Source organism: Microbacterium sp. A20, from assembly GCF_004794515.1.
Lineage (GTDB): Bacteria > Actinomycetota > Actinomycetes > Actinomycetales > Microbacteriaceae > Microbacterium.
On record NZ_SSDF01000082.1, the window covers coordinates 142,562 to 155,435 of the forward strand.

General features: G+C 69.7%; 12 protein-coding genes. 4 read left to right on the forward strand and 8 right to left on the reverse strand.

What is annotated here, in order from left to right:
* The first annotated feature begins 3 nt into the window (after positions 1 to 3).
* From DW298_RS12545 to csrA, 4 genes are read left to right on the forward strand one after another with little or no spacing between them, the layout of a single operon-like run.
* A complete protein-coding gene (locus DW298_RS12545; RefSeq protein ID WP_136042810.1) occupies positions 4 to 765 on the forward strand; it encodes a flagellar biosynthetic protein FliR in 762 nt (253 codons plus the stop codon).
* The gene (locus DW298_RS12550) at positions 762 to 1,853 is read left to right on the forward strand and encodes an EscU/YscU/HrcU family type III secretion system export apparatus switch protein (RefSeq protein WP_136042811.1); all 1,092 of its coding nucleotides are present in this window, start codon (positions 762 to 764) and stop codon (positions 1,851 to 1,853) included. Before DW298_RS12545 ends, DW298_RS12550 begins: the two co-directional genes overlap by 4 nt.
* Positions 1,850 to 3,910, forward strand: a complete 2,061-nt coding sequence (locus DW298_RS12555) for a flagellar biosynthesis protein FlhA (protein WP_136042812.1) — start codon at positions 1,850 to 1,852, stop codon at positions 3,908 to 3,910. The genes DW298_RS12550 and DW298_RS12555 overlap by 4 nt, the downstream gene beginning before the upstream one ends.
* Before the next feature lie 4 nt (positions 3,911 to 3,914).
* A complete protein-coding gene (gene csrA, locus DW298_RS12560; RefSeq protein ID WP_136042813.1) occupies positions 3,915 to 4,166 on the forward strand; it encodes a carbon storage regulator CsrA in 252 nt (83 codons plus the stop codon).
* 22 nt (positions 4,167 to 4,188) lie between these two features.
* Here the strand turns inward: csrA and DW298_RS12565 are convergent, their stop codons facing one another.
* The 8 genes from DW298_RS12565 to coaA all read right to left on the reverse strand — a co-directional run bounded on the left by DW298_RS12565 (position 4,189) and on the right by coaA (position 12,848).
* Complete coding sequence (locus DW298_RS12565; protein WP_136042814.1) at positions 4,189 to 5,328, reverse strand: hypothetical protein; 1,140 nt, start codon at positions 5,326 to 5,328, stop codon at positions 4,189 to 4,191.
* Positions 5,325 to 6,920, reverse strand: coding sequence for an ATP-binding protein (locus DW298_RS12570; RefSeq protein WP_136042815.1), 1,596 nt, complete (start codon positions 6,918 to 6,920; stop codon positions 5,325 to 5,327). The genes DW298_RS12565 and DW298_RS12570 overlap by 4 nt, the downstream gene beginning before the upstream one ends.
* A 206-nt stretch (positions 6,921 to 7,126) precedes the next feature.
* Positions 7,127 to 7,936, reverse strand: a complete 810-nt coding sequence (locus tag DW298_RS12575; protein WP_136042816.1) for a response regulator transcription factor — start codon at positions 7,934 to 7,936, stop codon at positions 7,127 to 7,129.
* Complete coding sequence (gene tsaE, locus DW298_RS12580; protein ID WP_136042817.1) at positions 7,933 to 8,430, reverse strand: tRNA (adenosine(37)-N6)-threonylcarbamoyltransferase complex ATPase subunit type 1 TsaE; 498 nt, start codon at positions 8,428 to 8,430, stop codon at positions 7,933 to 7,935. The genes DW298_RS12575 and tsaE overlap by 4 nt, the downstream gene beginning before the upstream one ends.
* Positions 8,427 to 9,533, reverse strand: coding sequence for an alanine racemase (gene alr, locus DW298_RS12585; protein ID WP_136042818.1), 1,107 nt, complete (start codon positions 9,531 to 9,533; stop codon positions 8,427 to 8,429). The genes tsaE and alr overlap by 4 nt, the downstream gene beginning before the upstream one ends.
* Entirely contained in the window at positions 9,530 to 9,889 is a 360-nt protein-coding gene (locus DW298_RS12590) for a holo-ACP synthase (protein ID WP_136042819.1), read from the reverse strand. The genes alr and DW298_RS12590 overlap by 4 nt, the downstream gene beginning before the upstream one ends.
* A 94-nt stretch (positions 9,890 to 9,983) precedes the next feature.
* Positions 9,984 to 11,831 carry a glutamine--fructose-6-phosphate transaminase (isomerizing) gene (gene glmS / locus DW298_RS12595; RefSeq protein ID WP_136042820.1) on the reverse strand — a complete coding sequence of 616 codons (1,848 nt, stop codon included), beginning with the start codon at positions 11,829 to 11,831 and terminating at the stop codon, positions 9,984 to 9,986.
* Between the two features lie 63 nt (positions 11,832 to 11,894).
* Positions 11,895 to 12,848, reverse strand: coding sequence for a type I pantothenate kinase (gene coaA / locus DW298_RS12600; RefSeq protein WP_136042821.1), 954 nt, complete (start codon positions 12,846 to 12,848; stop codon positions 11,895 to 11,897).
* Positions 12,849 to 12,874: the final 26 nt, after the last annotated feature.

Sequence of the window (12,874 nt, forward strand, 5' to 3'; positions counted from 1 at the left end):
GACGTGTACATCCCCATCGACTTCGCGTGGCTCGAGGCGACCATGCTCGCCGCGGTGCGCATCACGGCGTTCATCATGATCGCCCCGCCGTTCTCCTACGGGGCGATCCCGGTGCGGGTGAAGGCGATGCTCGCGATCGGCCTCTCCCTCGCCGCGGGCACGGCCGTCGCTCCCGGCTACGAGAACCTCGACACCGGCCCGTTCCTCGGCGCCCTGGTGCTGCAGGTGCTCACCGGAGCGCTCCTCGGCTTCCTCGTGCTGCTCTGCTTCTCGGCGCTGCAGGCCGCCGGCAGCCTGATCGACGTGTTCGGCGGTTTCCAGCTGGCTCAGGCCTTCGACCCGCACTCGCTCGTGAACGGCGCCCAGTTCACCCGGCTGTTCCACATCACCGCGCTGACGCTGCTGTTCGCCTCCGGTGGATATCAGCTCATCCTCGCCGGCCTCGCCCGCAGCTTCGAGGCGGTGCCCGTCGACGGCATCTTCGAGGTGGCGGCCCCGGCGGAACTCCTCATCGACGGGGTGTCGCAGATGGTCCTGGCCGCTGTGCAGATCGCCGGCCCGCTCGTGCTGGTGCTGTTCCTCGCCGATGTCGGGCTCGGACTGATCACCCGCGTCGCGCCCGCGCTCAACGCGTTCGCGATGGGCTTCCCGGTGAAGATCCTGCTCACCCTGCTGCTCGCCGGCGCCGTGTACGCCGTGCTCCCCGGCATCGTCGACGCCCTCTCCGGGCAGGCGCTGAAGATGATGCAGGGGGTGCACGAGTGAGCGGCACCGACACCGGCGAACGCAGCGAGAAGGCGACCGACAAGCACCTCAACGAGGCCCGCAAGAAGGGGCGCCTGTCACGCAGCCAGGACCTCACGGCGTGGCTCGGCATCGGTGCCGCGGCCATCGCCATGCCGGCGGCCATCGCGCTCGGTGCTGCGGCCGGAACGGAGCAGCTCCTCACGGTCACCTCCCTGGTGTTCAGCCCCACGCCGGAGGCGGCGCTCGGCGCGCTCGGACGCGGTCTGGCCTCGGTGCTGCCGACCCTCGCGGTGATGCTCGCCGCCGTCGCGATCGTCACGCTGATCGGCGCCGTCGTGCAGGGCGGCGTGCACCTGAAACCGCTCACCGGACGTTTCGAGCAGTTCAACATCGTCACCGGCATCCGTCGCGTGTTCGGGCTGCAGGCGCTGTGGGAGGGCGCCAAGGCGCTCCTGAAGACCGCGGCGATCGGCCTCGCGCTCTGGGTCGTCATCGCGGGGCTGATGCCGGTGCTCACCGCCAGCGGCGCCCATTCGATCTCGCGCCTGCTCGGCACGGCGTCCGAGGGCACGGCCGCCCTGCTGCAGACCGCGATCGCCGTGGGGCTGGTCCTCGCCGCGATCGACATGTTCGTCGTGATGCGCCGCAACCGCAAGCACACTCGCATGACCAAGCGCGAGATCCGCGACGAGAACAAGAGCTCCGAGGGCGACCCGCTGATCCGTCAGCAGCGACGCTCCCGGCAGCTCGCCGTCAGCCGCAACCGCATGATCGCCGCGGTCGCCGGGTCGGATGTGGTCGTCGTCAACCCGACGCACATCGCGATCGCCCTCCGGTACGAGCCCGGTCGCGCGGCCCCCAAGGTCGTCGCGAAGGGCAGCGGCGTGATCGCGGAGCGCATCCGCGACGAGGCCGTGCGCGCCGGTGTGCCGCTCGTGCGCGAGATCACGCTCGCCCGCGCTCTGCACGCCGCGTGCGAGCTCGGCCAGGAGATCCCCGAAGACCTGTACAACGCCGTCGCGCGCGTGCTCGTGTTCGTCGACGCCCTGCGTCGGCGCGGCGCCGCCCGCGGCATCCACACCCTTCCCTACCGGAGGACCGCATGAGACAGCTGTTCGTCAAGCTCATGGTGCCCATCGGGGTCGTCGGCATCATCATGCTGCTCGTCGTCCCGGTGCCGCCGTTCCTGCTCGACATCCTCATCATCCTGAACATCATGTTCGCCCTCGTGATCCTGCTCACGTCGATGTTCGTGAAGAAGCCGCTCGACTTCTCGGTGTTCCCCTCGCTGCTGCTGGTGGCGACGCTGTTCCGACTCGGGCTCAACGTCGCCTCGACCCGACTCGTGCTGGGCGAGGCCTATGCGGGGCAGGTGATCGAGGCGTTCGGCGCGATCGCCGTCGGCGGCTCCCTCATCATCGGCGCCGTGGTGTTCCTGATCCTCGTGGTCATCCAGTTCGTGGTCGTCACCAAGGGTGCGGAGCGCGTGGCGGAGGTCGGCGCCCGGTTCACCCTCGACGCCATGCCCGGCAAGCAGATGGCGATCGACGCCGACCTCAACGCCGGGCTCATCACCGATGCCGAGGCGCGCGAACGCCGCGCGGAGGTCGCGGCCGAGGCCGACTTCTACGGCGCGATGGACGGTGCGTCGAAGTTCGTGAAGGGCGATGCGATCGCCGGACTCGTCATCATCATCATCAACATCGTCGGCGGCATCGCGATCGGCCTCGTGCAGCACGGCATGTCGATCGACGAGGCCGTGAGCACCTACAGCCTCCTCACGATCGGCGACGGGCTCGTCACGCAGATCCCCGCGCTGCTGATGGCCGTCTCCACCGGCATGATCGTCACCCGCTCCACGGCCGAGGCCGAGATGGGGACGGCGGCGTCGGCGCAGCTCGGCCAGTCCCGCAACGCGCTCATCATCGCGGGATGCGCCGCGATCATCATGTCGCTGATCCCGCACATGCCGATGCTGCCGTTCGTCGCGATCGGCGCGCTCCTGCTGTTCGTGGCGCAGCGCATCAAAGCGAACCAGCAGCGCGAGGAGGCGATCGCGGCCCAGACGCCGTCCGCCGCACCGGCCGACCAGCCGGAGGAGCTGATCGAGAAGATGCGCGTGCACCCGCTCGAGATCCTCCTCTCCCCCGACATCGTCGATCTGGTCACGGGCGGCCCGGACGACCTCCTGGCACGCGTGAAGGCGCTCCGGCGTCGGATCGCCCTCGACCTGGGCCTGATCACCCCGCCGGTGCGCACGCGCGACAGCATCGAGCTCGCGCAGTCGACGTACGTCATCCGCATCGCCGGCGTCGAGACCGGCCGGGGCACGGCGCCGGTCGGCTCCGTGCTCGCTCTCGGACAGGGCCTGGAGTCGCTTCCGGGTACGGCGACCCTCGACCCGGTGTTCGGGCTGGAGGGCAAGTGGATCCCCCTGGAGATGCGGCACAGCGCCGAGTTCGCCGGGGCCACCGTGATCGACCGGGCCAGCGTCATCATCACGCACCTCTCCAGCGTCATCCATGCCCATGCCGCGCGACTGTTGAGCCGGGAGGATGTCCGTCAGCTCACCGACGCCCTCAAGCAGGCGTCCCCGGCCGCCGTCGAGGAGCTCACTCCCGCGCTGCTGTCCCTCGCCGAGATCCAGCGCGTGCTCCAGGGCCTGCTCGCCGAGCGGGTGCCGATCAACGACCTCAGCCGCATCTACGAGGCGCTGGCGTTGCGGGCGAGGACGTCGACCGATCCCGAGGGGCTGATCGAGGCGGCACGAGCCGCGCTCGGACCCGCGATCGCCGCGCGCTTCGCCGATGCGGGCATCCTGCGGGTGGTGATGATCAATCCGCTCCTCGAGCAGGCCATGCTCGAGAACCTGCGCCCCGGCGACGACGGCACGCAGATCGTCTTCGACCCGCAGCGCATGGAATCCGTCGTCGAGTCGGTGAAGCAGGCCGTCTCCTCGGTGCGCGAAGGCGGCGAACCGGTGCTGGTGTGCGCCCCGTCGCTGCGTCCCGCCGTGCGGCGACTCGTGTCGGCCCAGACCGACGGCCTCCCGGTGCTCTCCTACACGGAGGCGACCTCCGCTGCGCTCACGATCGAGACGGTCGGTGTGGTCCGTGATGCGCCTGCGCCGTCGATCGGCGCCGTCTCCGCGGCAGTAGGCTGAACGAATGCTGGTTTTGACGAGGCGGATCGGTGAGAGCGTGCGCATCGACGGCGACATCGAGATCACGCTGCTCGAGATCAAAGGCGACAGTGTGCGCATCGGCGTGAAGGCGCCGCGCGAGACGCGCATCCAGCGCACCGAGATCATCGAAGCCGTGGTCGCCGAGAACGTGTCGGCCGCGGCCGAGACCGGAGCCGATGCCGAGGACGCGATCGTCGCCGCGCTCGCCAGGGGCCGCGAGGCCCGCCCGTCCTAGTCGGCGTGTCCGCACTCGCCGATCAGGCGGTGGCGGTGCCCGCCCCTGTCGCCCGCTTCCACTGGTCGCCACCCGCCTCACGCGCACGTCCGGCCGCGCGTGCCGCCTCCGCCACGAGCGCGTCGTAGTCGTAACCGCAGGTGTCTGCCGCCGCCCATCCGATGCTGGCCGAGCAGCGGATACCGTCGACCGCACCATCGCGTTCGATGTCGGAGATACGGCTCAGCACCGCCCGGATATGGAACCGGACGGCCTCGTCGCTGGCGCGGATCACCACGATCACCCGGCCGTCATCGACCCGCTCGGCGTCGGCGAGAGGCGGGAGGGCCTCCTCGATGTCGGCGTGGAAGCGATCGACGATGCGGGCGAACTCCGAGCCGGTCGTGGCCTCGCGAAGGTCGGCGGGGTCATCCAGGCGCACTTCGAGCACCGACCAGCCGTGATCGTTCTGGGCCTCGGCTTTCCGGAGCCTGCGACGAGCCCGCTGGGCGACGCCGTCGGCCTCGGTCTGCTGCGGCGCTCCCACCCGCACCAGCAGCACCAGCGTGAAGGCCGCGCAGGTACTCACGATGAGCGTGCCGACGGCGTTCATGCCCCGCAGAGCGCTCAGCTGCTCATCGGTGCTCGCAGGGCCCACCGCGAGCGCGCTGATCGCGCTGGCGACCGCCACCACGACGAAGCCGCACGACGCCAGCGCGAGGGGCAGCACGATGTCTCGCGTGACCGGATGCCCACGGAGCAGCTCATAGGCGACCAGCCCGGCGAAGACGCCGCTGCCGAGGAAGACGAGGTGGAAGGAAGGCAGGTACCACGCCGTGTCGGAGGTCGCGACGAGCAGCACGAGAGCGGTGGCCACGAATGTCAGCACGGGCCACCAGGGAGCACGCCGACCGAAGTGCATCCGAAGGCCGAGCCAGATCAAGGGCTCGACGCACAGCAGGAGAGCAGATGCCGCGCTGCGCAGCGGCTGGAAGTCGCTCTGGTGACCGGCGAGCCAGAGGTAGGCGCCGAGCATGCCGAGACCGAAGGCCGTTCCCCAGACGATCGTGGCCCGCGACGGACGGGCGAGTGTGGCCAGCCCCAGCACCAGGGCGGTCAACACGGTCACCACCGCCACCATGCTCGTGGTGATGTCGACGTTGACGGGTACGAGAGGCGTCATGCCTGCACCTCTTTCCTACGGCGGCGGGGGAAGCGGAGTGTGATGGTGGTGCCCTTCCCGAGCTCGCTCGCGACGTCGATGCTCCCGTTATGCGCGACCACGATCTCGCGGGCGATCCCCATGCCGAGACCGGTGCCGGCGATGCCGCCGCGGATGGCACCGTCGGAGCGGAAGTACGGCTGGAACAGTCGCGGAAGCTCGTCCGGCGCGACACCCATACCCGTGTCGGAGAGGACGAGCTCGGCCTGCGCACCCATCGCGCGCAACCGCGCCGTGATGCGCCCGCCCGACGGCGTGTACTTGACGGCGTTGCTGAGCAGATTGTCGAGCACCTGACGGAGCCGGAACGCATCGCCGTAGATCACCAGCGAGTCGACGCCGGTGACTTCGAGTCGCTGGCGGTTGGCGGTGATCAGCGGGGCGGAGGACGCGGCGGCGGCCTCGAAGACCTGACGAAGGTCCACCGGCTCGAACGGGTCCTCCGCCGGTCGTCCCGTCTGGTCGAGCATGTTCGTGACGAGCTCCTGCATCCGCTCTCCCGCGTTCGCGATGACCTCGAGCTGCGCGGGCACGCGACCGGGGAGGTCTTCGCGCTCGCGCAGCAGGTCGACATGGCCGACGATCGCGGTCAGCGGGTTGCGCAGCTCGTGCGAGACGATCGCGGTGAGCGCGCGCCGCTCCTCGGCTGCTTCCAGAAGCATCGTGACGTCGTCGATGATGACGAGGGTGATCTGATCGCTCGCTCTCGCGCTGGCCACCGCCTGCGTGGTCACCTCGAGCGCGTGCCACTGCCCGGTGCCGTCGAACAGCCAGACCCTCTCGTCCTGCAGCTTCTCCCCTCGCGCCGCACGAGCGAGCGTCGTGCGCTCCGGTGGCACTGTCGCGCCGCGCCGTCCGTCGTATTCGACGGCCGCGGTGGGCAGTGCGGCACCGAAGCGGTCGCGCCCGTACAGGGCCCGGTAGGCGTCGTTCATCTGCAGGATGCGCCCCTCCGCCGTCACCACGGCGAGCGCCACACCCAGTGCGTCGATGATCTGCGTCACCCGCTGCTGGTTGGTCTCCGCGCGCTCGGCGGCACGGTTGATCTGCTCCGAACGCCGTTGGAGCAGACGCCGGGAGGCGCGCGCACGCTGAGCCCCGATCCGCACCGTCACGCCGAGGAAGCCCAGGGTGATGACAGCGGTGAGCACGCGCAGCAGCACGTCGGCCGGGGTGCCGGTGCGTTCGGCGAACAGCACCAGGCAGAGGCTGATGAAGGCGATGCCGGCGACCACCCAGGGCATCGAGAAGTACGATGCCAGCCAGACCACCGGGAACACCCAGAGGAAGCCGAGCCGGAGGTCGGGGGCGTTGGTGGTGAGGCCGACCGCGAGCGCGTCGAGGAAGGGCACGACGGTCACGGCGGTCCGCGGGAGACGGTGCCAGGGGACGAGCAGTGCCGCCAGAGTCGTGACCACGATGAGCGTGATCCCCGCCAGGAACAGGGGGACTCCGAGGGTCTGGGGTTTGAAGGCGGCGACCATCACGACGATGGCCACCATGCTGCCGGTGAAGACCAATTGCCAGCGCCAGATCGACACGGTGCGGATCATCGACGCTCGCCCTCCCCCAAGAACCTCAGCTTTAACGCAAGATTACTCAAAGAACGGACAAGCCCGCTCTTCAGGCGGCTCCGCACCCCTAGATTCATACGTGGGGGCCGACGCTGCGACTGGGGAATAGCGCAGAAGCTGGGGCCACGCGAATGGGGATTCGCAGGCATCGGGGCCGCGGTTGGGGAACCGCGGCTCCGCCCCGGTCAGCCCGATCTGTCGTCGGCAGAGGCGAGTCGGTAGCCGACTCCGCGCACGGTCTCGATGTAGCGCGGTCTCGACGAGCTGTCGCCGAGTTTGCGCCGCAGATTCGCGATGTGCGTCTCGATCGCGCGTTTGTCGGGTTCGCTCACGTAGTCGTTCGCGCCGTCGGGTGCGCCCCGCAGTCCGCGCGCGAGATCCGCCTTGCTGAGCACTCGGAGCCGGGCATCGAGGATCGCCGCGAGCAGGTCGAACTCGGTCGGCGTGAGGTCGATCCGCTTCTGCCCGACCAGCACGAGATGCGTGTCCAGGTCGAGGCTGAGGTCGCGGTGCACCAGACCTCGCCACGTCAGGACGGTGGCGCCTTCGGTCGACGGCTCGTGCTCGACGGTCGGGGTCGGGGCCGGCGAGGTGTCCGGGTGGATCTCGGCGATGTGGGGGCGCCGGAGGAGCGCCTGGATGCGCGCGCGCAGCTCCCGCGGCCGGAACGGCTTGACGAGGTATTCGTCGGCACCGGAGGTGAGCCCCAGGACCACGTCCGACTCGTCGGAGAGCGCAGACAGCATGATGATGAAGGTGTCGCTCACCCGGCGGATGCGTCGGGCGACCTCGAACCCGTCGATGCCGGGGAGATTGATGTCGAGCGTGGTGATCACGGGGCGGTGCTGCTCGATCGCTGCGATGCCCTCCGGGCCGGACCCGGCGAGGTGGGTCTCGAACCCGGCGGCGAGGAACACCTCGTCCAGGAGCGAGCGGACCCCGGGGTCGTCTTCGATGATGACCGCGACGAGCGGGGTTCGCGCAGCCGCCGTCACGTGATCTCCTCGCGCATGATGGTCACGATCCGCGGGGCGTCGGCGTCGAGCTCCGCGGGATCGAGCTCGGCGGGATCGAGGTCGGAGGTGCCGACCGGCCGCTCCAGCTCGATGTCCCACCATGAATCGGCGAGCTCTTCCGCCATGCCGCGTCCCCACTCGATCACGACCACCGAGTGCTCCAGGTCCAGGTCGAGGTCGTCGAGCTCGGCTGCCGACCCGAGGCGGTAAGCGTCGACGTGCACGAGCGGGGCCCGGCCGATGAGGGACGGATGGGTGCGTGCGATCACGAAGGTCGGGCTCTGCACGGGACCGCGCACCCCGAGCCCTTCGGCGAGACCGCGGGTGAAGGTGGTCTTCCCGGCGCCGAGGGGGCCGGTGAGGATCAGGAGGTCACCCGCCTCCAGCTGCTCGCCGATGCGGAACCCCAGCTGTTCCATCGCCTCGGTCGTCGCGATCTCCCGTCGGCCGAGGAAGGCCGGGTCGAGGCTCATGATGCCCGCCGGGGAACTCGGGGGCCGATGCGCGTGACGATCTCGTAGTTGATGGTGTCGGCCGCCGCAGCCCAATCGGCGGCGGAGGGCACGCCGAGGGTGGGGTCGCCGAAGAGCACGACCTCGTCGCCGATCGAGACCGGGGTGTCGCCGACGTCGACGACGAACTGGTCCATCGCGATCCGCCCGACGTTCACGAAACGGCGTCCGCCGATCGAGACGGGGAGCTTCCCCGATGCGCTCCGCGGCACGCCGTCGGCGTATCCGAGAGGCACGAGGACCAGCGTCGTGTCGCGGTCGGTGCGGTGGTCGTAGCCGTACGAGACGCCGGTACCCGCCGGCACTCTGCGCACGGCGGCGATCGCTCCGCGGAGCGTCATGGCTGGTCGCAGTCCGAGTTCGGCGGAGCTGCGGTCGTCGAACGGAGACAGGCCGTACAGGCCGACACCGATGCGCACGGCGTCGAGTCGCATCTCGGGCAGGTCGATGGCCGCGGCGGTGGCGGCGATGTGGCGGATCTCCGGATGGATGCCGAACGATGCCGCCGCGGCGACGCCCTCTTGGAACTTCGCGAGCGCCGACCTGTCGTCGTCCGCGGAGGTGTTCGAGAGGTGGCTGAACAGGCCGACGACGCGCAGCCGTCCGATGCGTTCGAGTCGCGCGGCTTCGGCGAGCACGCGCCCCCAGTCGGCCGGGGCGATGCCGTTGCGCGAGAGTCCGGTCTCGAACTTGAGGTGCACACCCACCGGTCGGTCGACCGAGGCGGCCGCGGCTGCCGCTTCGAGCTGGTCGAAGGAGGAGATGCCGATCTCGATGTCCTGTGCGGCCGCGTGCTCGAACCGCTCCCCCGGTGCGTGCAGCCACGCCATGAGGGGCGCGTGCACGCCCTGCCTGCGCAGTTCGAGCGCTTCGGGGATCTCGGCGACGCCGAGGCGCGTGGCACCGGCGGAGAGTGCGGCGACCGCGGTGGCCGCAGCACCGTGCCCGTAGGCGTTGGCTTTGATGACGGCGATGACCTCGACGCCGGTGAGTCGGCGGAAGTGCCGCACGTTGTCGGCGATGGCATCGAGGTCGATGGTCGCCTCGCGGAAGGGGACGGTCACAGCGGGGCTCCTTCGGCGACGACGAACGCCGCGGCGAGACCGGCGTCGTGGGTGAGGGTCAGATGCAGCGTGCGGATGCCCCGCTCCTCGACGACTGCGGCGGTCGAACCGCTGAGGACGAAGTGCGGGCGACCCGACGGCTCGGAGGCGATCTCGATCTCGGTCCAGTGCACGCCGTCGGAACCGCCGAGCGCCTTGATGAGCGCCTCTTTGGCGGCATATCTCGCCGCGAGCGAGGGAAGGCGCAGCGTGCGCTCGGAGGGGGCGAAGAGCCGCTCCCGCAGGCGCGGCGTGCGGGCCATCGTCCGCTCGAATCGCGGGATGTCCACGAGGTCGATGCCGGTGCCGATGATCACTCGTTCAGCCTACCGATCCTGTATCCCGGCGGAATCGTGCGAATGGCCTCGTTTCCGTGGAAACGAGGCCATTCGCAGCGATGCGTCGAGGGGCTTACTCGACCGTGACCGACTTCGCGAGGTTACGGGGCTGGTCGACGTCGAGTCCCTTGGCGGTGGCGAGCGCCATCGCGAAGATCTGCAGCGGCACGACGGCGAGCAGCGGCTCGAACATCGCGCCGGCCAGCGGGATGTGGATGACCTCGTCGGCGAACGGCAGCACGGCGGCGTCGCCCTCTTCGGCGATCACGATCACGCGGGCACCGCGGGCGCGGATCTCCTGGATGTTCGAGACGACCTTGGAGTGCACGAGCGCGGAGTGACGCGGCGACGGCACCAGCACGAACACCGGCTGTCCCGGCTCGATGAGCGCGATCGGTCCGTGCTTGAGCTCGCCGGCGGCGAAGCCCTCGGCGTGGATGTACGAGATCTCCTTGAGCTTGAGCGCACCCTCGAGCGCGATCGGGTAGCCCACGTGGCGACCGAGGAACAGCACCGAACGGGTGTCGGCCATCCAGCCGGCCAGCTGGGTGACGTGCTCCTGCTCGCTCTCGAGGACCTTCGCGATCTTCTCCGGGAGAGCTGCGAGCTCGGCCACGTCGGTCGATGCGTCGGCGATCGCCCCGCGCACACGGCCCATGTGCAGGCCGAGCAGCAGCAGCGCGGTGATCTGCGCCGAGAACGCCTTGGTCGAGGCGACGGCGACCTCGGGTCCGGCGTGGGTGTAGACGACGGCATCCGACTCGCGCGGGATCGTGGCGCCCTGCGTGTTGCAGACCGACAGCGTGCGTGCGCCGCGCTCGCGGGCGTACTTCACGGCCATCAGCGTGTCCATGGTCTCGCCGGACTGGCTGATCGAGACGACGAGCGTGTCGGCTCCGATCACCGGGTCACGGTAGCGGAACTCGTGCGCGAGCTCGACGTCGACCGCGACGCGCGCCCACTGCTCGATCGCGTACTTGCCGACGAGCGCCGCATAGGACGCGGTGCCGCAGGCGGTGATGATGACGCGGTTGATGCCGATGAACAGCTCGTCGAGTCCGTCGAGCTCGGGGATGACGACCTGGCCGTCCTGGATGCGTCCGCGGATCGTGTTCGCGACGGCCTCGGGCTGCTCGGAGACCTCCTTGGCCATGAAGCTCGACCATCCGCCCTTCTCGGCGGCGGCGGCGTCCCACGACACGTCGAACGGCTCCGCCTCGACGGGCGTGCCGGCGAAGTCGGTGACCGTGACGGCCTCCGGCGTGATCGAGACGATCTGGTCCTGTCCGATCGACAGCGCCTTGCGGGTGTATTCGATGAACGCGGCGACATCGGAGCCGAGGAAGTTCTCGCCCTCGCCGAGCCCGATCACGAGCGGGGAGTTGCGGCGGGCGCCGACCACGAGGCCCGGGTGGTCCTGGTGCATCGCGAGGAGGGTGAAGGCGCCTTCGAGGCGGTTGACTACGCTGCGGAAAGCCAGCTGCAGGTCGCCGCCGTTGCCGGCGTACTCGCGCCCGAGCAGAGCGGCCGCGACCTCGGTGTCGGTCTCGCTGCGGAACACCACGCCGTCGGCGAGCAGCTCTTCGCGCAGGGCCGAGAAGTTCTCGATGATGCCGTTGTGGATGACCGCGAGCTTGTCGTCGTCGGCCAGGTGCGGGTGCGCGTTGACGTCGGTCGGGCCGCCGTGCGTCGCCCAGCGGGTGTGACCGATGCCGGTCGACCCGTCGGGCAGCGGCGCGTCGGCGAGCGAGTCGCGCAGCATGGCGAGCTTGCCCGCCTTCTTGCGCATGCCGAGCGAGCCGTCGCCGTCGATCACGGCGACACCCGCGGAGTCATAGCCGCGGTACTCGAGCCGGGCGAGACCGGCGAGAAGGATGTCCTGGCTGGGGCGCGGGCCCACGTATCCGACGATTCCACACATGGGATCAAGAGTAAGGCGGGTTTTTTGCGAGTCGTCCGTACATTCTCCCGCCCCCGACGGCGCTCAGAGTTTGCGCAGCAGAACGCTCTCCACGTCGTGATCCGCGCCCTTGCGCAGCACCAGTCGCGCACGGTGCCGCGTCGGCATCACGTTCTCGACGAGGTTGGGCATGTTGATCTCATTCCAATATCCGAGCGCCGTCGTGATCGCCTCCTCGTCCGTGAGGTGCGCGAACACGTTGAAGTAGGAGGAGGGATTCGCGAACGCGGCCTGACGCAGGGCGAGGAAGCGGTCGACGTACCACTTCTCGATGTGCGAGGTCTCGGCGTCGACGAAGATCGAGAAGTCGAACAGGTCGCTCACGGCGACGTCGTTCGGGGCCGGCGGCGGCTGGAGCACGTTGAGTCCCTCGACGATGACGACGTCGGGACGACGGACCACGACGTTGGCGTCCGGCACGATGTCGTAGCGCATGTGCGAATAGAACGGGGCGCGCACCTCGGTCGCACCGCTCTTCACGTTCGTCAGGAACTCGATCAGCGCGCGGCGGTCGTACGACTCCGGGAAGCCCTTGCGGTCCATGATCCCGCGACGCTCGAGCTCGGCGTTCGGATAGAGGAAGCCGTCGGTGGTCACCAGCTCGACGCGCGGCGTGCCGGGCCAACGGCTCATGAGCTCGCGCAGCAGGCGCGCGATGGTCGACTTGCCGACCGCGACCGATCCGGCGACGCCGACGACGAACGGGGTGGTGGTGTCGTCCTCCTGGAGGAACGACGAGGTCGCCGCCCCCAGACGCTTGGTCGCGGTCGCATAGAGGCTGAGTAGACGACTCAGCGGCAGGTACACCTCGCGCACCTCGGTGAGGGAGAGCCGGTCGCCGATGCCGCGCAGCTCCACGACCTCGGTCTCGGTGAGCGGTTGCTCCAGTCCGGCGGCGAGCCGGGCCCATTCCGCGCGGCCGATCTCCCGATAGGGCGACAGCGGCAGCGTGGGGTCGACGGTGGTCACGGAGTACATCGTATCCGCGTGCTCGCGCCCGGGAT

What these genes read in the sequence shown, in the direction of transcription:
- glmS (WP_136042820.1), bottom strand. Translation starts at nt 11,831, where the DNA reads ATGTGTGGAATCGTCGGATACGTGGGCCCGCGCCCCAGCCAGGACATC.
- coaA (WP_136042821.1), bottom strand. Translation starts at nt 12,848, where the DNA reads ATGTACTCCGTGACCACCGTCGACCCCACGCTGCCGCTGTCGCCCTAT.
- csrA (WP_136042813.1), top strand. Translation starts at nt 3,915, where the DNA reads ATGCTGGTTTTGACGAGGCGGATCGGTGAGAGCGTGCGCATCGACGGC.
- tsaE (WP_136042817.1), bottom strand. Translation starts at nt 8,430, where the DNA reads ATGAGCCTCGACCCGGCCTTCCTCGGCCGACGGGAGATCGCGACGACC.
- DW298_RS12565 (WP_136042814.1), bottom strand. Translation starts at nt 5,328, where the DNA reads ATGACGCCTCTCGTACCCGTCAACGTCGACATCACCACGAGCATGGTG.
- DW298_RS12555 (WP_136042812.1), top strand. Translation starts at nt 1,850, where the DNA reads ATGAGACAGCTGTTCGTCAAGCTCATGGTGCCCATCGGGGTCGTCGGC.
- DW298_RS12570 (WP_136042815.1), bottom strand. Translation starts at nt 6,920, where the DNA reads ATGATCCGCACCGTGTCGATCTGGCGCTGGCAATTGGTCTTCACCGGC.